This is a genomic window from Panacibacter microcysteis (assembly GCF_015831355.1).
Taxonomy (GTDB): Bacteria; Bacteroidota; Bacteroidia; order Chitinophagales; family Chitinophagaceae; genus Panacibacter; species Panacibacter microcysteis.
This window is the reverse complement of the sequence record NZ_JADWYR010000001.1, coordinates 2,349,173-2,370,353: the sequence shown is the minus strand read 5'-3', so window position 1 is coordinate 2,370,353 and position 21,181 is coordinate 2,349,173. Positions and strand designations below refer to the sequence as shown.

Here is a 21,181-nt window from a genome sequence, read left to right as displayed (position 1 = left end):
CGGGGTTCCTCTTTTATGGCGGCTGCAGCGTTCCGTAAACCCGGCAGCAGCAAGGCAGTGGCTTCGCAGAAAAAATTCTATTTTTTAACCACTTTCTTCCCACCGCAGAAACCCGCATACAACTTGCCCCGCCAAAAGATTTGCACATTAATTGCTATCATTGCAGACTAATCCATACGGCATGGTGCAAAAAAATTTTGGTATTTACAGCGATGATCTTTCCGGTAGCGATCTGGTGATTGAAACCGGTGCTGATTATATTGCATGCTGGTGTAAAGACAAAGCTGCGGCCACCGTTAAAGCTTTTGAGCTTTTTGGTTTTGCTGCCGGCTACGAAAAACCTTTTGCGCAGCTGCTGGCGGAAGTACAGTTACATTCCAGGTTGCTTACCACGCATTTTAATACCGTGTATTGCATTTGGGGCTATGCCAACGGCATTTGTGTACCAAACGAATATTATTCGCGCAGCACAGCAGCCGCGGCAATTGAATTAATGCATGGTACCACGGTAGACCAGAAAAGCATTATTGAAAATACACTTGGCGACTGCGTGGTTGCTACAGCCATCAAGGAAGATGCGTGGGATGCATACACAAAGCATTACCGGGTTGCAGCAAACATGCACAAATATTATTCGCTGTTAAGAATTCAAAAACCAAAAGACGAGGAAGATAAAATACATATCGTTTTTTATCACAACGATTTCATTTTGTCGGCCTATAAAAAAGGACAGTTGCAGATTGTACAGCGCTTTGCTTATAAAGTGCCAGAAGATGCGCTTTACCACATCCTGAATGTCTGCGATATTTATAACCTTAACGCCGGTGAAGTACCCGTACGCTGCAGTGGCATGATAGACGATTCTTCTTCATTGTACCATACGCTGCAGGCTTACCTCGGCAACTTTACGTTTGAAGTACCGGAGAAAGCCATCTTCGCTGCTGAAAGTTTTCATGAATACCCGCTGCATTATTTTGCATCATTTTGTCAACATGATATATGAGGATCATTTCGGGAAAATATGGTGGCAGGCGCATTAGCCCGCCGGCAAATATGCCATACACAAGACCTACAACAGATATTGCCAAAGAAGGCTTGTTCAATATTTTACAAAACCGTACCGATTTTGATGGTGCCAAAACACTCGATCTTTTTGGCGGTACGGGCAGCATCAGTTACGAACTTGCTTCAAGGGGTGCAGCAGACCTTACCATTGTGGAGAAAGACAACACCATGCACGCCTTCATAAAAAAGAATATTGACATGCTTGGCATACAACACTGCAAGGTGTTAAAAATGGATGTCTTTGGTTTTTTAGCAAACTGCAATGAACAGTTTGATTTCATATTTGCAGGTCCACCCTATGCCCTGGGAGCGATTGATGAACTTCCGGCAATCATTGCAGAAAAAAAACTGATTGCAGACAATGGCTTTTTTGTACTGGAGCATACCCCCAGAAACAGTTATGAAAATTTTACAGGCTTCAGCTTTGTAAGAAATTATGGTACCACCCTGTTTTCTTTCTTTGTTCCTGCACAGTAAACAAATGTTACATGGAGACAATTTTTATTACGGGCATAGGTACAGGTGTAGGTAAAACAATTGTATCAGCTATTGTTGCACAGGCACTAGAAGCTGATTACTGGAAACCTGTACAGGCGGGTTTTGATGATGGAACAGATACGCAGTCGGTAAAACGGCTGATCGCCAATGACAGCTCCAACATACACCCGGAAGTATACAGCTTACGACTGGCTGCCTCACCACACATTGCTGCAAGGGCAGAAAATACCATCATTGACCTTAACGAAATTGTGGCAGCCCATGAAAAGATCTCAGCAGAAAGCGCAAATACAACCCTGGTTACCGAGGGTGCAGGCGGGCTTATGGTGCCTTTAAACGACGACCAGTTTGTGGCAGACCTGGTAAAAAGATTACAGGCAAAAGTGATATTGGTAAGCCGCAATTACCTTGGCAGCATCAACCATTCTTTGCTTACAGCAGCTTTTTGCCAACAACACCGCATTGATGTACTCGGGTGGATATTCAATGACCAGTACATGGATTATGAAGAAGAAATTGTTAAATGGAGCGGTTACAAAAGATTAGGTTCAGTACCTTTCACCAAAGTGGCAGACAAAAATTTTATTGCCGATGAAGCTAAAAAGATGCGACCATCTTTGCTTGCAGCATTATGACGAAGAACGAACTTAGAAAAATTTACCGGGAAAAACGTGCAGCGATACCTTCAAAAGAAAAACTGAAACTCGATGATCTTCTACTCATCAATTTTCAGCAACTCTATTTTGAAGATGTGCAGGTACTGCTGACCTACTGGCCCAAAGCAGATACCCAGGAACCTAATACGCATCTTTTTTCGGGTTATCTGAGACATATGCTGCCTGATTTGCAGATTGCTTACCCAAAAGCTGATTTTACCGGTAACACGATGACAGCCTTGCTGGTAAACGAGGATACTGTATATTACACCAATCAGTATGGAATAACCGAACCAAAAGAGGGTATCATCGTTGATGCCGCTGCAATAGACCTTGTGCTGGTACCATTCCTGGTTTGTGACAAAGACGGTTACAGGGTTGGTTATGGCAAAGGGTTCTATGACCGTTATCTTTCTGCATGCCGGCAGGATGTAATTAAAGCAGGCATCAGTTATTTTGAACCTGTGGAGCAGATCGATGACCGGAATAACTTTGATATACCTTTAGATTATTGCATTACCCCAGAGAGCATTTATGAATTTTAACTCCATTTTTCTCAAATCTTTTCGTGTATTGCTGCTGCCTTTTGCGCTGCTGTATGGTGCAATAGTAATGCTGCGCAATTTGCTGTTTGATAAAAAAATACTTCGTTCATCTGAATTTAATTTTCCGTTGATATGTGTGGGTAATCTGTCAGTTGGTGGTACAGGTAAATCTCCCATGGTTGAATACCTGATCCAGTTACTGAGACCGCACTATAAAATAGCCACTGTAAGCCGTGGCTATAAAAGAAAAACAAAAGGCTACGTGCTTGCAAAAGATGGTACCACTGCACTGGAAATTGGCGACGAGCCGATGCAGTTCCATATTAATTTTCCTGATATTGCCGTGGCGGTGGGTGAAGAAAGAATTGTGGCCATACCACAGCTATTGCACGATAAGCCTGACACCCAAGCCATTATTTTAGATGACGCTTTTCAGCACCGGGTGGTAAAAGCAGGCTTCAATATTTTGCTTACACCGTATGGCGATTTGTTTACCAAAGACTTCTTTTTGCCAACAGGCGATCTGAGAGACCAGCGCTCGTCTTACAAAAGGGCAGACGTTATTATTGTTACCAAATGCCCTGCGGATATTACAACTGCGGAAAGCCAGACAATAACGGAAGAAATAGCCCCGCTGCCACACCAGAAAGTTTTTTTTACTGCGATAGAGTACGGAGTTCCGTACCACATTATTCACCACAACTTCAGGAAAATTACCAATGAAGATGAGGTATTGCTGGTATGCGGTATTGCCAACCCGAAACCTTTGAAAGATTACATTTTTGATACGGCTGCAACTTATTACCAGATGGATTATACAGATCATCACATCTTCAGAATTGATGACCTGAAAGACATCCGTAAAAAATATGAAAACATCCAGGCTGAAAAAAAGATGATCATTACTACCGAAAAAGATGCAGTAAGATTGGTTAAGTTTATTGACGAACTACAAAAAATGGAATTGTATGTTTTACCGATTCGTCATAAATTTCTTTTTGATGCAGGGATGGAATTTGATAAAATGGTCTTGAATTTTATTCATCATTTTAAAATGAAAGAAGAAGTTACCGTTTAGTCCGAAAGGCCTTTGCCTTTTATGAAAATGATTGCCCGTAGTGTACAACATATACCATTTACCGGCAGACCAGCACAGCACATACGCGTACCTTCATCTTTAAAGTAAACGACAAATTATTATACTGCCTGCAACCAGCGCTTCGTTAGCTCATACATGTACTGCAGTACAAGAGTGCGACGCAAGAAAAGCTTCATCAAGAGCAGGACCCCTGGCCCAAAAAACAAATGATTATGGCTAAGAAAAACAAAAGCAAACACCACAAAACCAATGATGCACAGGCATTGAAAGGCAACCTTGAAATAACAAGATCCGGCATTGGTTACGTAGTTATCAGCGACGGCACCGGTGATGTACTTGTACGCCCCGGCAGCTTCAACAACGCGCTTCACGGAGACACTGTACGTGTAAAGGTTACTAAAATGAACCCGCTGAATGGGCGGCGCGAAGGACGCATTACCGAGATTGTATCGCGTAAGCAAACAGAATTTGTAGGCACACTGCAACTGGCTACCAACTATGCATTTTTTGTGGCCGACAGTGACAAACCAATGCCCGATATATTTATTCCGCTAAGCAATGTAAGAGGTGCCCGGAACAAAGACAAAGTGGTGGTGCGCATGCTGCAGTGGGAAAGTGCCGATAAAAACCCGGTGGGTGAAGTGGTAAGCATTATGAAACCGGAAGATGCCAATGATATGGCTATGAAGGAAATACTTACCGAAGGCGGTTTTCCATTGTCTTTTAGTGATGATGTAACAGAAGAAAGTGAACGCTTGCCGGATGTCATCAGCGAAAGCGAAATTGGCCGGCGCAAAGATTTTCGGGATGTATTAACCTTTACCATAGACCCGGCAGATGCCAAAGATTTTGACGATGCATTGTCTATACGCATGCTAAAAACCGGTCTTTATGAAGTGGGTGTACACATAGCAGACGTAAGCCACTACGTGGAGACAGGAACAGCGCTGGATGAAGAAGCATACAAACGTGCAACATCTGTTTACCTGCCCGATCGTGTAAACCCAATGCTGCCGGAAAGAATATCGAATGAGTTGTGTTCATTACGCCCCAATGAAGACAAATTAACCTTCTCTGCCGTCTTTACCATGGATGCAAATGGCAAAGTAAAAAGCCAGTGGATCGGCAGAACGGCCATACATTCAGACCATCGTTTTACCTACGAAGATGTGCAGGAAATCATTGAAAAAGGAGAAGGTAAATACAGCGAAGAAATAGTATTGCTCAACCGCATGGCACGCAGCCTGCGCAAAGTACGGTTCGATAAAGGTGCCATCAATTTCTCCTCGCAGGAAGTGCGTTTCAAACTCGATGAAAAAGGCAAGCCGATAGGTATAGTCATCAAAGAAAGCAAAGAGGCGCACCAGCTTATTGAAGAGTTTATGCTGCTAGCCAACAGAACAGTGGCAGAATACATTGGCAAGATCAAAGTAAATAAAAAACCTGTGCCGTTTCCTTACCGCGTGCACGATACACCTGATGAGCAGAAACTGCTGCCATTTATTGAATTTGCTAAAAAATACGGGCATAAGTTCGACATCAGTTCTCCTGAACGCATAGCCGAAAGCTTTAATGCCATGCTGGCCGATGTAAATGGCAAACCCGAACAGCATGTACTGGAACAGCTTGGTATACGCACAATGGCCAAAGCATCCTATGCTACGGAAAACATTGGCCACTATGGCCTCGGCTTCGAAGATTACTGTCATTTTACATCTCCTATACGCCGTTACCCTGATGTGCTGGTGCATCGTGTGCTGCAATCCTGTTTGCAGCAGGAGCCCGCCATCGATAAAAAGATGGAAGAGAAATGCAAACACTGCAGCGAGCGTGAGCGTGCAGCCATGGAGTGCGAACGTGCAGCCAACAAGTACAAACAGGTTGAATACATGAAAGAGCACCTTGGCCAGACATTCGAAGGTGTGGTAAGTGGCGTATCTTCTTTTGGCTTTTGGGTAGAGACTGTTGCACACAAATGCGAAGGGCTGGTAAGCCTTGCAAGCCTCAGCGATTATGATGATTTCAGGCACATTGAATCTGATTATGCCTTGGTGGGTCGCAGAAGCGGGCGCTCTTTCAGAATGGGCGACAAAGTGTTTATACGCGTGGTTGCAGCCAACCTCGACAAACGCCAGCTCGACTATGAGTGGATCTTAAAACCTGAGGCAGATGAAACAACAGCAGAGAAAAGCCAGAAACCCAAAATCAAAAAGGAAAAAGGAAAAGGCGCAGTAAAGAAACCAAAGAAAGAAAAATAGCATTTGGTTACAGGCATTTGTTTTTATGGCATCGCCTGTTGTGTCACTCACTTGTGCGTTCCATTCATGTGGCAGCTGCAGCGATCAGGCAATATTCCCGCCAGACCACCCCGGCCTGGCGTATTTTTTCGTTTCGCAGACTTGCTGGTTTTAGTAGCATTATAATTATGCATAACGCTCATGGTTTTACGCCGTACAGTGTGTTTGGCAGCATAATTGTTTGCATTAATAAAACATAACCATGAAAGCACTATCAATCGCTGTTTTTACCACCATACTTTTAAGCGCATGTGGTAATGGCGCAAACGAAAACAAAGGAACAGAAACAGAACCAGCCACCACTTCTCCGGGTGCAACCGTTACAGATTCAGGCAAATCAATGGGTGATACCATGATGCAACCTAACGGCGTAAGTAATGGTACGGTAGTGGTAGACAGTACAAAAGATTAAGATTACACGGCGGTAATCAGTGAAATTCCTTCACTATCTATACTGATGCGTTTTTGCTTATACAAAGCCCCAAGCGTCATTTTAAAAGTTTTTTTGCTCATCGCAAAAAAACGATAAATATCTTCGGGTTCACTTTTATCGTGGTAAGGCAGAAAGCCATTATTTTCTTTCAGGAGGCGCAGAATTTTTTCTGCCTCTCCTTCTACTTTGCTATAGCCTGGCTTGTCCAGAACAATGTCTATTTTATTATCTGGTCTTATGGTTTTCACAAACCCTTTCAGTCGGTCACCTACATGCACATCCCTGTACACTTCGTTAGCATGCAACAGGCCTGTGTGTTTACCATTGATGATCATTACAAAGCCAAGATCACTTTTACGTTGCACGTAAAGGTCAACTTCCTCCGCTTCTGCAACAGTTAGCTCTTCATTACTTATCTGCCGTTCTACTTTTTCGGTTGCGGCCACCCTGCCGGTTTGCGCATCTATGTAAATTTTCACCAGGTACTCACCGCCTTTCTGCATACGTGCAAGCTGCTGGGATTTTGGTACAAAAATGTCCTTCATTAAACCCCAGTCGAGAAATGCCCCATGCTCTGTGGTGCTTACGCATTTCAGCTTTACAACATCGCCTACAATACCTTTGGGTTCCTGGGTGGTTGCTACCAGCCGGTTATCAGAATCATGGTAAATAAATACTTTGATTTCATCCCCGGTACGAAGGTCTGCAGGCGCAAATCTTTTTGGTAATAATATACCTTCCTTACCATCATCAAGATAAAACCCAAACTCAACCTTGCGGGAAACTTTCAGTGTATTATAAACTCCAACTTCTATCATGCGTATTAAGTAAGGGGTCAAAAGTAAAAAACAATAAACTGCAAAAGGAAATTTACTTGTGGGAATATTCTAATACAAGTTTTGCCGGGCAAAAAAGTGTACTTATACCGACAGCCTCAAAACACGAAAAAGTAGTGCAGGCAGATTATTTTTAATACTTGTCTTTGTATATGGATTTTTGTATTTTTGATATTCTGCAACGCTACGTACAAAATATGTGGCGTTGTATTTTTTTTATCTAACGCAAACCTCAATTTTATGAGTGACGTAATGTATGTATCCAAAGAGGCTTATGAGAATATGAAAGAGGAGCTTCACCGCATGAAAACCGTAGACAGGCCTGCGGCCTCCAGAGCCATAGCTGAAGCAAGAGAAAAAGGGGACCTTAAAGAAAATGCTGAATACGATGCCGCCAAAGAAGCGCAGGGAATACTCGAAGCCAAGATGAAGCTGCTCGAAAGCCAGCTTGCCATTGCACGCATTGTAGATGCCAGCAGTGTGGATACAAGCAAGGTTTCCATTCTTACAAAAGTTACCATTACCAATGTGGCCACCAAAAAGACGGTTACATACCAGATTGTTGGTGAAAAAGAAGCAGATCTTAAAGCCGGCAAAATTTCCGTTGGTTCTCCCATAGGCCAGGGCCTGCTGGGAAAAACAAAAGGCGAAATTGCTGAAGTAAAGGCACCTACCGGTCTTATAAAATTTAAAATAGAAGATATTACGGTGTAACAAATATTTACCTCTTTGTATAAAAGCCTTCAATGAAAATTGAGGGCTTTTTGTTTGTTCAAAATATTTTGCTGCAGGCTATTTCTTTATCAGCAATAATCACTAAATCTGCACACACAAAACAGCGTTATATGACCATCTTTTCAAAAATAATAGCCGGGGAAATTCCCTCTTACAAAATTGCCGGGAACGATAAATTCTATGCCTTCCTCGATATTTTTCCCACGGTTAAAGGCCATGTGCTGGTTATTCCAAAACTGGAGATCGACAAATTTTTTGATTTGCCGGATGATTATTTAAGTGAGCTGCTCATATTTGCCAAACCAATTGCCAAGGCTATTGAGAAAGCTTTCCCGTGCGACCGCTGCGGTATAGAAGTTATAGGCCTTGAAGTGCCGCATGCACACATGCACCTGCTGCCAATCAATTCTTCAGACGACCTGAACTTTACCCGGAAAAAACTACAGCTAAGCGCGGAAGAATTAGTGGAAGTGCAACAGCAGATACTTGCTGCTATGTAACATTGGCAGCGTTTTGCAGCGCTTCCAGTTGAAGAATGTATTTACGGCAAACAAGTAAGGGTATAATACCGAACACTCCAAAGCTGCAATCGATAAGTATATGATATAAGGGTATACTTCGGATGGTTCCACAAATAAAGGCAAGCGGTATAATGCAAACACAGCAAAACATACCCCAGCCCATGATAAACTTGTTGCGCACAGGATCTCTATACACACCATAAAATAAAGCTGCAATCATCAGGTGGGCAAATGCCAGCCAGTCGTAGCCATAAAACAAAAAAGGATATTTTTTATAAGTGTCTGCAACACCGTTATATACTTTATCCAGCCATGCACCCAATACATGATCAGTATTTATAAAGCCCTGTTGTTTTAAAAAAGTGAGTTCTGTATAAACCGGGAAGGCGGTAATGCCGCTTATTGCAAGCGCAATGATAAAGAATACAACAAGTATTCTTATTTTCTTTAAGAGTGGGTATGTCATCGGTTTATTTTTTAAGAATCCTGTCCTGGTTTTTTACAACAAATTCTTCCCATCCTTTAAATCCTTTACTCATTTTACCAATGGGCGAAGATGTTTGATAATGGTGGCACAAGGCTACAGCCAGTGCGTCTGTGGCATCGAAGTATTGCGGCTTTTCTTCAAGCCCAAGTGTTTGCTGCAGCATCTTCCACACCTGTTCTTTAGCAGCATTTCCATTGCCTGTTATTGATTGCTTCACCTTTTTGGGCGAGTATTCTGTAACACCAATTTTACCCTGCATAGCTGCTGCAATAGCCACTCCCTGTGCCCTGCCTAGTTTAAGCATACTTTGTACATTTTTACCAAAGAATGGTGCTTCAATGGCAAACGTATGCGGCTTGTATTGGCTGATGAGCAGGTTTACTTTGGTATGGATCATCTCCAGCCGCTCATAAATATCTGCCACGGCGGCCAGTTTAAGCACATCCATGGTAAGCACCCGTATATGGCTGCCGTTTACATCTATGATAGCATAGCCCATTACCAGTGATCCGGGGTCTATACCAAGAATAATATTGTTTTTTGTGGCCGTCATACAGGCGTGAAGATAAGACGATAACCAGAAAACAGTGCAATGATCGCTGCAGCCGCACAAAGAACAGAATGATGCAGTGAGTGACACAACCAAAGCTGAACAGCGATCTGCAGCCGGTTTCAAAGCGTCACTTATACACAATTAAAAAATAGTTTTATTTTCGGGAAGTTTTAGATTTGCCAACAACTGACTGTCTTTTCGAAATTTGCCAACATGAAACAAGAAGCTACTGCTCAATCTGAATTCCGGCTAAAAAATGAGGGGCTTATAAACGACGCAAAAAAACTGGTGGAATCTTACCCGCGTGTTCCAATTACCGTTGACTGTGTAATTTTTGGCTTTGATGAAAATGAACTGAAAGTATTGCTGATACGTAGCGATCTTGAAATTTTTAAAGACAAATGGTCGCTGCTGGGCGATTTTGCTGCCGACAATGAACTGCTGGATGACGCCGCCTACCGCGTACTTAAAGAAAGAACAGGTATGGATGATGTGTACCTGGCCCAGGTAAAAACCTTTAGCCGGCCAAACCGGCACCCCGGTGGCCGCGTGCTTACCGTTGCGTACTGCTCACTGCTCAATATTGAGCACCACCAGCTTAGCAAAATGGATAATGAACTGCACTGGCACGCCGTAAAAACCATACAGGAGATGGACATGGCATTTGACCATAAAGAAATTATGAACGAATGCTACTGCTGGCTGCAAAAAAGAATACAGGAACACCCGCTTGGCTTTAATCTTTTACCCGAAAAATTTTCTCTCAGAGAACTTCAAAACCTCTACGAAGCCATTCTCGACATAAAAATGGACCGCCGCAATTTCCGGAAGAAATTCTTTGCCATGGACTTCCTCATAGACACCGGCGAGTTTGAAGACGATGTACCACACCGCCCCGGAAAGCTTTACCAGTTTGACTTTCAGAAGTACAAACACACCAAGAAAAAATGGAGCGGCATCGATTTCGGTTAATTTTTTTATGAGCCCGGCAGTATTGCTACTATGTGGCTTTTGTTGCGTCGCACTCTTCAGCGTTCTGCTCTTTGTTAAACAAGTGCTGCCCCGCATCTGATATACCTGCCTCTAAAAAGGCTAACCAGTAATGTTCTATAACCTGCCCCGGCAAACAGTATTTTTCGCCTTATTTTCTACGGCCATTGTTTAAGCAGGAATTTTTAAAAAATTTTTTCTGTTGTGTAAAAAATACACATATTTGCGTACTAATGTGTATAAATTACACCTTACCTGAAACGATTGCCAGATAAACCATGAGACTGACTGCACTGCTTAAGAACGACTAAACCAGCAATAAATACATGGGCCTGCCTGATCATCTTTCAGTATAACTGCGGCTTTTAAGAACTCACATAAAACCAAAGTAAAAAACCATTACTATGAACTTTAAGCGATTGTTTACGACGCTTGTGTTAGCGCTGGTATTGTATGCCATGCCCGCACTGGCACAAGAGAAAACTGTAACCGGCAAGGTTACCGATCTCAAAGACGGAAGCCCCGTGGCCGGCGCTTCTGTTTTGGTTAAAGGAACCAATACCGGAACACAAACAAAAGAAGACGGAAGTTTCTCGCTAAATGTACCGGCAAGTGCCACGACCATCGTTATCAGCCATATTGGCTTTGCACCACAGGAACTGCTTATTGGCAGTGCACCCATGAAGATTTCTCTGGTAGCAGCAAACAGTTCTCTCAACGACATTGTGGTGGTGGCCTACGGCACACGCAAAAAAGGAGACCTTACAGGTGCCGTAACTGCAGTTACCACCAAAGACTTTCAGAAAGGTGTAAACAACTCGTCTGAGCAATTGCTGCAAGGCAAGGTTGCCGGCCTGCAAATAACATCCGGCGGCGGTTCTGCAGGTGGTGGCAGTAAAATACGCATACGTGCAGGCGCATCATTAAATGCCAGCAACGACCCACTCATTGTTGTAGATGGTGTACCGGTAGAAGGCAATGGTATAGCCGGTAGCGCAAACGTACTTAGCACCATCAACCCAAACGATATTGAATCGATGAGCGTACTGAAAGATGCATCTGCAACAGCATTGTACGGATCCAGGGCATCCAACGGAGTAATTATCATTACCACAAAAAAAGGCGCAAAGGGCAAAATAAAACTCAATTTTAATTCCACTGCATCTGCCGGCATAGTGCCCAAAAAGATTGACGTACTATCCGCAAACGAAGTAAGAAGTATCATCAATGAAGATGCTGCCGCATCCGGGAACAATACATACAAAGACCTGCTTGGCAGTGCAAACACAGACTGGCAGGATGAAATTTACCAGGCGGCGCTGGGCTTCGATAATAACATCAGCGCCAGTGGCAGTATTGGTAAAATACCGTTCCGTGTTTCTCTCGGCTACCTTAACCAGGATGGTATTCTTAAAACAAATAATTTTAAAAGATTATCTTCTTCACTAAACCTTAACCCCCGTTTTTTTGATGATCACCTGGCAATAAACCTTGCCGTAAAAGCATCTAAAACCAATAACCGTTTTGCCAATGAAGGCGCTATTGGCTCGGCTGTATCATTTGACCCTACGCAGCCTGTTTATGCAGATAATAAGTATGGCGGATTTTTCGAATGGCTGCAGCCAAATGATACACCGGTAAACCTTGCTACAAGAAACCCGCTTGCATTGCTCGAACTGCGTGACAACACATCCGGTGTGAACAGGATTATCGGGAATGTGCAACTTGATTACAAATTACATTTCTTACCTGACCTGCATGTACTGGTAAACCTCGGTATAGACAATATCAGCGGTGATGGTAATGATAACACAGACCCTATAGCCGCCACAAATTTTCTAACCAACGGGCGCTATGTCTATTATAAAGAGAATAAAAAAAATACGCTGGCTGATGTATCACTCTTTTACAACAAAGAACTAACCAGCCTTAACTCAAAAGTTGATCTGCTTGTGGGGCACAGTTACCAGGATTTTCTTACGGAAAACTTCAACTACCCGGCATACGGCGCAGATGGAGTATTAATACCTGGTTCCGAACCCGCTTTTGCAACTGACAGACCAAGGTTTAGACTCGAATCTTACCTGGCAAGGCTAAACCTTACGATTGCTGATAAATACCTGCTTACAGCTTCTTTAAGAAGAGACGCCAGCTCTAAATTTTCGAAAGAAAACAGGGTAGGTTATTTCCCTGCACTTGCTGCCGCCTGGAAGCTGAAAGACCAGTTTTTTAAGACTTCATCTTTTATCAGTGATCTGAAATTACGTCTTGGCTGGGGCATCACCGGTCAGCAGGATGGCATTGGCTACTATTCATATCTGCCTGTTTATAAAGCGAGCAATAATACTGCCCAGTACCAGTTTGGAGATATGTTCTATACTTTTCTTCGCCCGGAGGGTTATGACCCGAATATCAGGTGGGAGACAACCACCACATCCAACGCAGGTATTGATTTTGGTTTTTTCAATAACAGGATTACCGGTAACGTAGATTATTTCTACAAAAAAACAAAAGACCTGCTTAGTACAGTGCCTGTAGCACCCGGTGCCAACTTCGTAAACCAGATCACCACGAATGTGGGCAACATGGAGATCAAAGGCGTTGAACTGGCAATCAACACAGTTCCCGTTAAAACAGCCAATCTTACATGGGAGTTTGGTTTCAACTATACCTACAACAAGCAAACTATTACCAATCTCTTAAAACAGGAAGATCCCAACTTCAAAGGCATTGAAGTAAGCGGTATTTCAGGCGGCACAGGCAATAATATCGGGAAACATTTTGTGGGGTATAGCCCATACACATACAATGTTTACAAACAGGTATACGATCCTACAACCGGCAAACCTATAGAAGGTTTATACGAAGACATTAACCGGGATGGTCAGATCAACAGCGATGACAGGTATTTTTATAAGAAACCTGCACCGGATGTATTGATTGGTATCAACACACAGCTAACGTATAAATCATTCAGTCTTGGACTGGCTGCACACGGCTATTTTGGTAATTACCTCTACAACAACTATTTCTCAAACAGTGGTGTGATCAGGTCGATAAAAAACCCGATCAATTTTATTGGTAACGCATCAGCAAATTACCTGGAAACAGGTTTTGAAAACAACCAGTATCTCTCCGATTACTATATCGAAAATGCCTCGTTCCTCAGGCTGGATAACATCAACATTGGGTACAACGTAGGAAAAATATTCAAAGATGCTGCATCGCTCAGGCTGGCAGCCAGTATCCAGAATGTGCTGATCATAACAAAATACAAAGGTTTAGATCCGGAGAATGCAAGTGACAGTGGTGTTGATAACAATATTTATCCAAGACCGCGCATCTTCTCGCTCGGTTTAAACCTCGATTTCTAAAAACTAATGCTGAACAAGATGAAAAATTCAATGAATAAAATAGTTGTGGCGCTCATTGCTGCAGCAATGATCTCTTCCTGTGCAAAAAAGCTGGACCTGTACCCGCAGAACGATCTTACACCGGAAACAACTTATGCCACAGCAGACGGCTATAAGAACGTATTGGCAAAAGTGTATGGTGGTCTTGCCACTACTGGTAATACAGGGCCTGCCGGCTCTTCTGATATTCAGGGGCTGGACGAAGGTTCGCAAAGTCCATTCATACGCGGCTTTTTTAACTGCCAGGAATTGCCGACAGATGAGGCAGTTGTTGCCTGGAACGACCAGACCATCAAAGATTTTCATAATTTAAAATGGAGCAGTGCAGATCCTTTTTTGCTCGGTATGTATGCCCGCCCTATCTATAATATCACTATTTCCAATGAATACCTGCGTGAAGCAACAGACGATAAACTGGCATCCCGGGGTATTGAAGGTGCAGAAGCTGATGATATAAAAAAATCAAGGGCCGAGGTGCGTTTTCTAAGGGCATTCAATTACTGGGTAATGATGGATCTCTTTGGAAAATCAACTTTTATAACAGAGGATGATGCAATCGGTACAGATCTGCCTGCAGAGATCGGCAGAGCCGATCTGTTTACCTACATAGAAAGCGAACTGCTTGCTATAGATGCGGATCTTGCGCCGGCAAAAACAATTGAATACGGCCGGGTAGACCAGGCCGCAGCCTGGGCGCTGCTTGCAAGAATGTATCTCAATGCTAAAACATATTCCGGAGCAGACAGGTATGCAGATGCGTTGAACTACGCACAGAAAGTGATCAGCAGCGGCTACACCCTCCGCCCTGGTTATGCCAAACTTTTTATGGCTGATAATGACAAGCAAAAAGATGAATTCATTTTTGCAGTAAACTGCGACGGTCTTAAGACACAGTCTTATGGCAACACAACCTTCTTTGCACATGCAGCAGCAGGTGATGATGCCAGCAGCAAATATGGTGTAAACGGCGGGTGGTATGGCTATCGCACCACAAGTGCGTTTGCAAACCTGTTTGCAGACAAAACCGGCGCTACCGACCAGCGTGCACTATTTTCCAATCTTGGTAATGAAACCATCAGCGATATCAGCAATTTCGGCCAGGGTGTGCAGGTAAGAAAATATGTGAATCTTCGTTCAGATGGCCAACCCACTTCAGATGTACAAAGAAATTTTGCCGACATTGATTTTCCTGTTTTTCGTCTTTCCGAAATGTACCTGGTATACGCAGAATGCTTCCTGCGCGGCGGCGGCGGAGACAAAGCAACAGCGCTCGAATATCTTAATAAAATAAGATTCCGTGCCTATGGTGAAAGCTATGGCCCCGGTGATGTTGGCAGGCTAACCGACTTCGATCTGCAAACTATTCTTGATGAAAGAGCAAGAGAACTTTATTGGGAGGGCCACCGCCGTACAGATCTTATCCGCTATGGATTGTTAACAAGCAATACTTACCTGTGGCCATGGAAAGGTGGTGTTGCTTCGGGTACCGGTGTAGACAGCAAATACAATATTTTTCCTGTACCTGCCACTAACCTTACAGCAAACCCAAACCTTACACAAAACGACGGCTATTAATTCATCTAACAAATTATTGATATGAAAATGCTTTCAAAAATACCGGGACTACTGTTATTGTTCACAGTATTGCTTTGGTCATGCGAAAAAGACGAGCATAAAGTTTACCTCGAAGGCGGTACGCCGCCGGTCTTTACTGCCAGTGCCACAGAATTTGTGTTGCTGCCTGCAAACGCAACACAGCAGGCCGTTGTGTTTAGCTGGACTAACCCCAATTACCAGTTTAGCACAGGTGTGAGCTCGCAGGATGTTACTTATATTTTGCAGGCAGATACCGTAGGTGCCGATTTCTCAAGTCCTGTATTACAGGAAGTATCCATCTCCAAAGACCTGGGTCTTACCTACAGTGTGAAGGAATTAAATGCCATTCTTACAAAGATGGACTTACTGGAAGATGTGGCCCATAATATTGAGTTCAGGATAAAAGCTTCCCTTCTAAATAACACTGCAGCATTATTCTCCAACACTATTCAAACGGTGATCACACCTTACCTCGATGTAGCAGTGCCCATACCACCAACAAACGAGTTGTTTATTACCGGTGATGGCACGCCATCCGGCTGGACGAATGCGCCACCCGAAGATCAGCAATGTACACAGGTAAGCAAAGTGGAATACAACATTGTAATGAATTTTACGCCTGGGTTTTATTACAAGTTTCTTACTACCGAAAATCAATGGCAGCCACAGTATGGCATCAGTAAAGCTGCAGGTGCAGGCGGCGATGCGTCCGGTGGAGATGTTGGCTATAATTTTGGCCCCCAGGGCGACCCTGATGCTATTCCAACCCCATCTGTGGCCGGTACATATAAAGTAACCGTAAACTTTAAAACAGGCAAATACACTGTTACAAAACAATAACCCAACTAACTTTTATAATATGAGAAAGATCATTCTTGCTGCAGGAGCTGTACTCACAGCAATATTATTCCTGGCAGCTTGTAACAAAGTAAAAGATCTGCCATTCTATGCAAACGGAAACGCGGTTACGTTATCAGCATCCGGTACCGAAATTGCGCCAACCCCGGCAGATTCATTAAATGAAGTAATCAGCTTTGCATGGACCAATCCCGCCTATGCTTCAGACTCTGATACTTACAAATATGTATTGGAAATTGACTCTACCGGCAGAAACTTCTCCGATAAATTTACCAAAACAGTTACCGGGGCATTATCTACATCATTGACGGGTAAAGAACTAAATGCAGTGTTGTTAAACTATGGCTTTACACTGGGCTCCCCTACCGTGCTGGATGTTCGCATCATCTCATCCTATGGTAATAACAATGAGCAATACACATCAAATATCATAAACTTAACTGTTTCTGCCTATGGCGATGCGTCTGCACTAACGGCGTCTGAAAGCAGTATAGTTTGTGATATAAATACCGCAAACCAGGATGTTATTACATTCTCCTGGACGCCGTCTTTCAGCGGTTATAATGGCAACATAACGTATGTATTACAGTCAGATTCAGCAACACAAAACTTTGATACGCCGGTTGAAACCGCACTCGATGCAGGCGCGTTAAGTAAAACACTTACACAATCTGTAATGAACGAAACAGCCCTTACTGCCGGCATTGCAGGCGGTAACAGCGGCAGTGTTGAATATCGTATAAAAGCAACAACCGACCTTGGTGCTACCGTATACTCAACGCCGGTTACAGTTGCTGTAAAAACGTATTTTCCCTTACTGAGGTTTTACCTGCCGGGCAGTTATCAGGCAGCAACAAACAATGGAGCCAACTGGGATCCGGGTACCGCACCTGAATTTATCAGGGACCTTCGTACAGCCGTTTTCAACGATATGTATTACATGTACATTTATCTGCCCGCCAATTCATCTTTTAAAATTACACAGGGAAGAAGCTGGGATGTAAACTATGGCGGTAGTGGTGGTAACCTTGCACAGGGAGGTTCGGATATTTCCGTTTCAGCTGCCGGCGTTTACCGGATCTCTATTAACAGGAAAACCATGAAGTACGATATTCGCGCAGGACGAATGGGTTTTGTAGGCGGTGGTGTAGACGCGGGCTGGGAGCCTTCTAAAGTATTTCCAAATTACCAGATGGGTGCACCTGCAGACAATCTTTTTGTAGGTATTACCAACTTTAAAAGTGATGAATGGAAGATGATCGATAACGACCAGTGGAACAACGGCAGCAATACCGTTGATGAAACAAGAAGTTACGGCAGCAAAAGTGGCAGCGGCAGTACCATGCAGGTAAATGGTGACAATTTTACACCGGTACCGGCGCCAGGCATATACAGGGTTATCTGGGATGGCCGCAATAAAGACGACATAAAGTATGAAATGTCTCCGGCCACAGAAATGCGTGTGGTAGGCAATGGCATACAGGGCGTAAATGAGTGGGATCCCGGCACCAGCCCCCAAATGACCTATCTTGGCAACGGCGTATGGCAGATATCTTTAACGCTTATTGCCGGCAAAGACATCAAATTCGTGGCAGGCAATGCCTGGGGTGCTTTTGATTACGAAGACAATGGCGACAATGGCAATGGTGGCCGCAACATTAAATGGGAAGGTGGAGACAACTTCAAAACACCTGCTGCTACCGGCACATACACCATAACGTTAGATGAATATACACAAACACTTACCATAGAGTAAGAGAAAAGAACGCAAAAAAAAGGCCACCGGCAGGTGGTCTTTTTTTGTTTGCAGTAATTATAAAAGAAAATGTATGAGCCGGGGCTGCATTGCTACTATGAAGCTTTTCTTGCGTCGCACTCTTCTGCGCCTTGCCGGCCACTCAGCATCGTGTAGCTGCGTAATGATATACTGTACAAGTGTGCGACGCAACAGCCGTTAAGCAAAGCGTTGCTGCCGGGCTCATAAAAATTACTTCGCTTTCAGCGCCGGGTGAGATGCATTGATAACAGTAACTTTTGTACGCTGCACCTGTTGCTGCCGGTAGCTTTCTGTAAGTATATTGTAAAGTCTTGTAAGAAGCAGTTCAACAGAACTGTCGTTGATCTTACGCAGAAAGTATTCTTCAAATGTTTTATTTGTCCATATAGCGTAAGTTAATGCCTGCAGAATGGCACTTATGTCCAGCGTATTAGCCCATGCTTCAAAACCATTGTTGCCGGCGGGCTTCTGAAGAATAACGGAATAATCGCTGTCTGCAAGATTATGCTGGCAAAAAATTTCTATGAATGAATCGATGAATTGCTGTAGTGTTAGCTTGCTGCCGGGTACAGGCTTTGTCTTCAATGTAAGCGGGGAATCACTTGACTTGAAGACACTCCTATATTCAGCAAGCTGTTGAAGTGCTGCGATCTGGTATTGGTTAAATTCTTGAGGCATCGTCCGTAAAAACTAAATTATGACAGTGGTCATACTTTGGCTAACCTTTTATACTTATTTATACGCATTTTAATAAATCCATTAAAGCACTATTAAATTCTATCTTGTTTTTTACAGCATATGAATATGCATAAAACATAATATGATATAGCTTTTTACCGAACCATTCTGAAATAATAATTTTGCACTATGGCAGTTTTACACAACAGGATCTCCAACAAAGAGTTGAAGCAACAGCTGATGGAAGAAAAGGAAAAGCGTGCTACCATTAGCTTTTACAATTATTTTCATATTGCAGATCCAAAACATTTCAGGGATTACTTATACACTAACCTGTACCAGCTAAAAGTTTTTGGAAGAATTTATGTAGCGCATGAAGGTATCAATGCCCAGGTAAGTGTACCTGAAAGCAACTTCGAAGCATTTAAGGCTTTTCTTTATTCCATTGAGCCACTCAATAACCTGCGCCTCAATATTGCGGTAGACGACGATGGAAAATCTTTTTGGGTACTTAAAATAAAAGTACGCAACAAAATTGTGGCCGATGGTATAACCGACGATTCGTTTGATATGCGCAATAAAGGCAGATATGTAAACGCGCAGCAAATGAATGAACTGCTGCATGACCCAGAAACAATCGTAATAGATATGCGAAACCATTACGAGTTTGAAGTGGGGCACTTTGTAAAAGCACTGGAAGTACCGTCTGACACTTTTCGCGAACAGCTACCCATGGCAGCAGATATGCTGCATGGTAAAGAAGATAAGAATATTATTATGTACTGCACCGGTGGCATACGCTGCGAGAAAGCAAGCGCGTATATGCTGCACAAAGGTTTTAAGAATGTGTTTCACCTGGAAGGTGGTATTATCAACTACGCAAAGCAGGTAAAACAAGCCGGGCTGGAAAGCAAATTCATTGGTAAAAACTTTGTTTTCGATGACCGGCTTGGCGAAAGAATTACAGACGATGTTATTGCGCATTGCCACCATTGCGGTAAACCATGCGATACGCACCGCAATTGTAAAAATGACGGCTGCCACCTCTTGTTTATACAATGCGATGACTGTGCTGAAATGTATGATGGCTGTTGCAGCACAGCCTGTAAAGAAACATTGCACATGCCCGTGGAAAAACAAAAAGAAATAAGGAAAGGAGTAGACAAAGGGCAAAATATCTTCAATAAAAGTAAAGCTAGGCTAAGGCCCCGCATAAAAGACAGGCAGGAGCATTAAAACAAAAAGAGCCGGGTAGCCCGGCTCTTTATTATTCCTGGTAATTTGTTATTAATACCTGTCGCGATCACGGTTGTAACCACCGCTGCGGCCGCCACCATCATTCCTGTCCCTGTTATAACCACCGCCGCCGCCTCTGTTACCATCATTACGGTCGCGGTTATAACCACCACCGCCGCCACCTCTGTTACCATCATTGCGGTCACGGTTGTAGCCACCGCCGCCGCCACCAACCCTGTAGCCCCCAACAGGACCACCACCACCAGGTGAAGGCCTGCGCGAAGAATCTCCGCCGCCGGAAGGCATGCTTCTTTCTTCCGCTGCTTTAACTACTAGTGGTTTCTTACCAAGAGAGATATCATTGAGATTCTCTATGGCATCATTGGCTTCATCGGTATTGGGCATCTCTACAAATCCGAAGCCCCTGCTTTTACCTGTTTCCCTGTCAAGCGTAACTTTTGCTGATTTTACGGTGCCGAATTTTTCAAATATTTCTTCCAGTTCTGCATCGTCCAAATCATAGGGAAGGCCTGCTACGAAAATATACATGTTGGTGCTTTTTTGTAAAATTACAGATTAAACGTGTTTTAGCCGTCACTATTGCCTTTTTGATAACAATTACTTTTGAATTCAACGGCCCCACCGCCACCTGCATATTGCCGCTACGTCTGAAAAGAGCTTTTAACGTGCTAAAACCCCTGCGGTAAAACGATAACCCTAAAAGACATTTGTTAAAAACACTAACTAAATAACGTGTTTTACCCACGCTTCTTAACGCCCTTTTCTGTTTTCTGCAAATCCTTGGTTAAAGACATAAGCGCAACATTACTTCGGAATACACTTTGCAAAAGCTGATGCAGCAACACATTCATAACGATAAAAACTTGAAGCAATGAACACATCTTTAC

At 43.3% G+C, this 21,181-nt stretch carries 20 protein-coding genes; 15 read left to right on the top strand and 5 right to left on the bottom strand.

Annotated features, from left to right (window positions below; all coding sequences use genetic code 11):
• Positions 1-181 precede the first annotated feature (181 nt).
• The 7 genes from I5907_RS09605 to I5907_RS09575 all read left to right on the top strand — a co-directional run bounded on the left by I5907_RS09605 (position 182) and on the right by I5907_RS09575 (position 6,572).
• A complete protein-coding gene (locus I5907_RS09605) occupies positions 182-1,003 on the top strand; it encodes a DUF3822 family protein (protein WP_196990494.1) in 822 nt (273 codons plus the stop codon).
• The gene (locus I5907_RS09600) at positions 1,000-1,542 is read left to right on the top strand and encodes an RsmD family RNA methyltransferase (RefSeq protein ID WP_196990493.1); all 543 of its coding nucleotides are present in this window, start codon (positions 1,000-1,002) and stop codon (positions 1,540-1,542) included. Before I5907_RS09605 ends, I5907_RS09600 begins: the two co-directional genes overlap by 4 nt.
• 11 nt (positions 1,543-1,553) lie before the next feature.
• Complete coding sequence (bioD, locus tag I5907_RS09595; protein ID WP_196990492.1) at positions 1,554-2,198, top strand: dethiobiotin synthase; 645 nt, start codon at positions 1,554-1,556, stop codon at positions 2,196-2,198.
• Entirely contained in the window at positions 2,195-2,764 is a 570-nt protein-coding gene (locus tag I5907_RS09590) for a 5-formyltetrahydrofolate cyclo-ligase (RefSeq protein ID WP_196990491.1), read from the top strand. Before bioD ends, I5907_RS09590 begins: the two co-directional genes overlap by 4 nt.
• Positions 2,754-3,842: a tetraacyldisaccharide 4'-kinase gene (lpxK, locus tag I5907_RS09585; protein WP_196990490.1), complete on the top strand. Its 1,089-nt coding sequence runs from the start codon at positions 2,754-2,756 to the stop codon at positions 3,840-3,842. Before I5907_RS09590 ends, lpxK begins: the two co-directional genes overlap by 11 nt.
• 233 nt (positions 3,843-4,075) lie before the next feature.
• Positions 4,076-6,121, top strand: coding sequence for a ribonuclease R (rnr, locus tag I5907_RS09580; protein WP_196990489.1), 2,046 nt, complete (start codon positions 4,076-4,078; stop codon positions 6,119-6,121).
• Between the two features lie 241 nt (positions 6,122-6,362).
• Positions 6,363-6,572 carry a hypothetical protein gene (locus I5907_RS09575; protein ID WP_196990488.1) on the top strand — a complete coding sequence of 70 codons (210 nt, stop codon included), beginning with the start codon at positions 6,363-6,365 and terminating at the stop codon, positions 6,570-6,572.
• 2 nt (positions 6,573-6,574) lie between these two features.
• Here I5907_RS09575 and I5907_RS09570 read toward each other — a convergent pair whose 3' ends face one another.
• On the bottom strand, positions 6,575-7,411 hold the full coding sequence (locus tag I5907_RS09570) for a CvfB family protein (protein WP_196990487.1): 837 nt from the start codon (positions 7,409-7,411) through the stop codon (positions 6,575-6,577).
• A 258-nt stretch (positions 7,412-7,669) separates the two neighbouring features.
• Here I5907_RS09570 and greA point away from each other — a divergent pair, with 258 nt between their 5' ends.
• Together greA and I5907_RS09560 are read left to right on the top strand one after the other, a co-directional pair.
• Positions 7,670-8,143, top strand: coding sequence for a transcription elongation factor GreA (gene greA / locus I5907_RS09565; RefSeq protein WP_196990486.1), 474 nt, complete (start codon positions 7,670-7,672; stop codon positions 8,141-8,143).
• Positions 8,144-8,274: 131 nt separating this feature from the next.
• Positions 8,275-8,664: an HIT family protein gene (locus I5907_RS09560; protein ID WP_196990485.1), complete on the top strand. Its 390-nt coding sequence runs from the start codon at positions 8,275-8,277 to the stop codon at positions 8,662-8,664.
• On the opposite strand, the gene I5907_RS09555 is transcribed toward I5907_RS09560, so the two are convergent.
• Positions 8,657-9,151 (bottom strand): hypothetical protein, encoded by a 495-nt coding sequence (locus I5907_RS09555; RefSeq protein ID WP_196990484.1) that lies wholly within the window; start codon positions 9,149-9,151, stop codon positions 8,657-8,659. The two genes, I5907_RS09560 and I5907_RS09555, sit on opposite strands and share 8 nt — an antisense overlap.
• Positions 9,152-9,155: 4 nt before the next feature.
• Positions 9,156-9,725 carry a crossover junction endodeoxyribonuclease RuvC gene (ruvC, locus tag I5907_RS09550; protein ID WP_196990483.1) on the bottom strand — a complete coding sequence of 190 codons (570 nt, stop codon included), beginning with the start codon at positions 9,723-9,725 and terminating at the stop codon, positions 9,156-9,158.
• Between the two features lie 213 nt (positions 9,726-9,938).
• Here ruvC and I5907_RS09545 point away from each other — a divergent pair, with 213 nt between their 5' ends.
• The 5 genes from I5907_RS09545 (at position 9,939) to I5907_RS09525 (ending at position 18,338) form a co-directional block, all read left to right on the top strand.
• Complete coding sequence (locus tag I5907_RS09545) at positions 9,939-10,697, top strand: NUDIX hydrolase (RefSeq protein WP_196990482.1); 759 nt, start codon at positions 9,939-9,941, stop codon at positions 10,695-10,697.
• Between the two features lie 422 nt (positions 10,698-11,119).
• On the top strand, positions 11,120-14,089 hold the full coding sequence (locus tag I5907_RS09540) for a SusC/RagA family TonB-linked outer membrane protein (RefSeq protein ID WP_196990481.1): 2,970 nt from the start codon (positions 11,120-11,122) through the stop codon (positions 14,087-14,089).
• A gap of 30 nt (positions 14,090-14,119) precedes the next feature.
• Complete coding sequence (locus tag I5907_RS09535; protein ID WP_196990480.1) at positions 14,120-15,703, top strand: RagB/SusD family nutrient uptake outer membrane protein; 1,584 nt, start codon at positions 14,120-14,122, stop codon at positions 15,701-15,703.
• A gap of 21 nt (positions 15,704-15,724) precedes the next feature.
• A complete protein-coding gene (locus I5907_RS09530; protein ID WP_196990479.1) occupies positions 15,725-16,564 on the top strand; it encodes a SusE domain-containing protein in 840 nt (279 codons plus the stop codon).
• Between the two features lie 19 nt (positions 16,565-16,583).
• Positions 16,584-18,338 (top strand): SusE domain-containing protein, encoded by a 1,755-nt coding sequence (locus I5907_RS09525; protein WP_196990478.1) that lies wholly within the window; start codon positions 16,584-16,586, stop codon positions 18,336-18,338.
• Positions 18,339-18,569: 231 nt separating this feature from the next.
• Here the strand turns inward: I5907_RS09525 and I5907_RS09520 are convergent, their stop codons facing one another.
• The gene (locus I5907_RS09520) at positions 18,570-19,037 is read right to left on the bottom strand and encodes a hypothetical protein (protein WP_196990477.1); all 468 of its coding nucleotides are present in this window, start codon (positions 19,035-19,037) and stop codon (positions 18,570-18,572) included.
• A 189-nt stretch (positions 19,038-19,226) separates the two neighbouring features.
• Here I5907_RS09520 and trhO point away from each other — a divergent pair, with 189 nt between their 5' ends.
• Positions 19,227-20,273 (top strand): oxygen-dependent tRNA uridine(34) hydroxylase TrhO, encoded by a 1,047-nt coding sequence (gene trhO / locus I5907_RS09515; protein ID WP_196990476.1) that lies wholly within the window; start codon positions 19,227-19,229, stop codon positions 20,271-20,273.
• Positions 20,274-20,324: 51 nt separating this feature from the next.
• Here the strand turns inward: trhO and I5907_RS09510 are convergent, their stop codons facing one another.
• On the bottom strand, positions 20,325-20,822 hold the full coding sequence (locus I5907_RS09510) for an RNA recognition motif domain-containing protein (RefSeq protein ID WP_196990475.1): 498 nt from the start codon (positions 20,820-20,822) through the stop codon (positions 20,325-20,327).
• Between the last annotated feature and the right edge of the window lie 359 nt (positions 20,823-21,181).

Coding starts and splice junctions, on each gene's coding strand:
- I5907_RS09540 (WP_196990481.1), top strand. CDS start 11,120: ATGAACTTTAAGCGATTGTTTACGACGCTTGTGTTAGCGCTGGTATTG.
- I5907_RS09510 (WP_196990475.1), bottom strand. CDS start 20,822: ATGTATATTTTCGTAGCAGGCCTTCCCTATGATTTGGACGATGCAGAA.
- bioD (WP_196990492.1), top strand. CDS start 1,554: ATGGAGACAATTTTTATTACGGGCATAGGTACAGGTGTAGGTAAAACA.
- I5907_RS09600 (WP_196990493.1), top strand. CDS start 1,000: ATGAGGATCATTTCGGGAAAATATGGTGGCAGGCGCATTAGCCCGCCG.
- I5907_RS09520 (WP_196990477.1), bottom strand. CDS start 19,037: ATGCCTCAAGAATTTAACCAATACCAGATCGCAGCACTTCAACAGCTT.
- lpxK (WP_196990490.1), top strand. CDS start 2,754: ATGAATTTTAACTCCATTTTTCTCAAATCTTTTCGTGTATTGCTGCTG.
- I5907_RS09560 (WP_196990485.1), top strand. CDS start 8,275: ATGACCATCTTTTCAAAAATAATAGCCGGGGAAATTCCCTCTTACAAA.
- I5907_RS09530 (WP_196990479.1), top strand. CDS start 15,725: ATGAAAATGCTTTCAAAAATACCGGGACTACTGTTATTGTTCACAGTA.
- rnr (WP_196990489.1), top strand. CDS start 4,076: ATGGCTAAGAAAAACAAAAGCAAACACCACAAAACCAATGATGCACAG.
- I5907_RS09570 (WP_196990487.1), bottom strand. CDS start 7,411: ATGATAGAAGTTGGAGTTTATAATACACTGAAAGTTTCCCGCAAGGTT.
- I5907_RS09525 (WP_196990478.1), top strand. CDS start 16,584: ATGAGAAAGATCATTCTTGCTGCAGGAGCTGTACTCACAGCAATATTA.
- I5907_RS09545 (WP_196990482.1), top strand. CDS start 9,939: ATGAAACAAGAAGCTACTGCTCAATCTGAATTCCGGCTAAAAAATGAG.
- greA (WP_196990486.1), top strand. CDS start 7,670: ATGAGTGACGTAATGTATGTATCCAAAGAGGCTTATGAGAATATGAAA.
- I5907_RS09535 (WP_196990480.1), top strand. CDS start 14,120: ATGAATAAAATAGTTGTGGCGCTCATTGCTGCAGCAATGATCTCTTCC.
- I5907_RS09555 (WP_196990484.1), bottom strand. CDS start 9,151: ATGACATACCCACTCTTAAAGAAAATAAGAATACTTGTTGTATTCTTT.
- I5907_RS09605 (WP_196990494.1), top strand. CDS start 182: ATGGTGCAAAAAAATTTTGGTATTTACAGCGATGATCTTTCCGGTAGC.
- I5907_RS09590 (WP_196990491.1), top strand. CDS start 2,195: ATGACGAAGAACGAACTTAGAAAAATTTACCGGGAAAAACGTGCAGCG.
- trhO (WP_196990476.1), top strand. CDS start 19,227: ATGGCAGTTTTACACAACAGGATCTCCAACAAAGAGTTGAAGCAACAG.
- ruvC (WP_196990483.1), bottom strand. CDS start 9,725: ATGACGGCCACAAAAAACAATATTATTCTTGGTATAGACCCCGGATCA.
- I5907_RS09575 (WP_196990488.1), top strand. CDS start 6,363: ATGAAAGCACTATCAATCGCTGTTTTTACCACCATACTTTTAAGCGCA.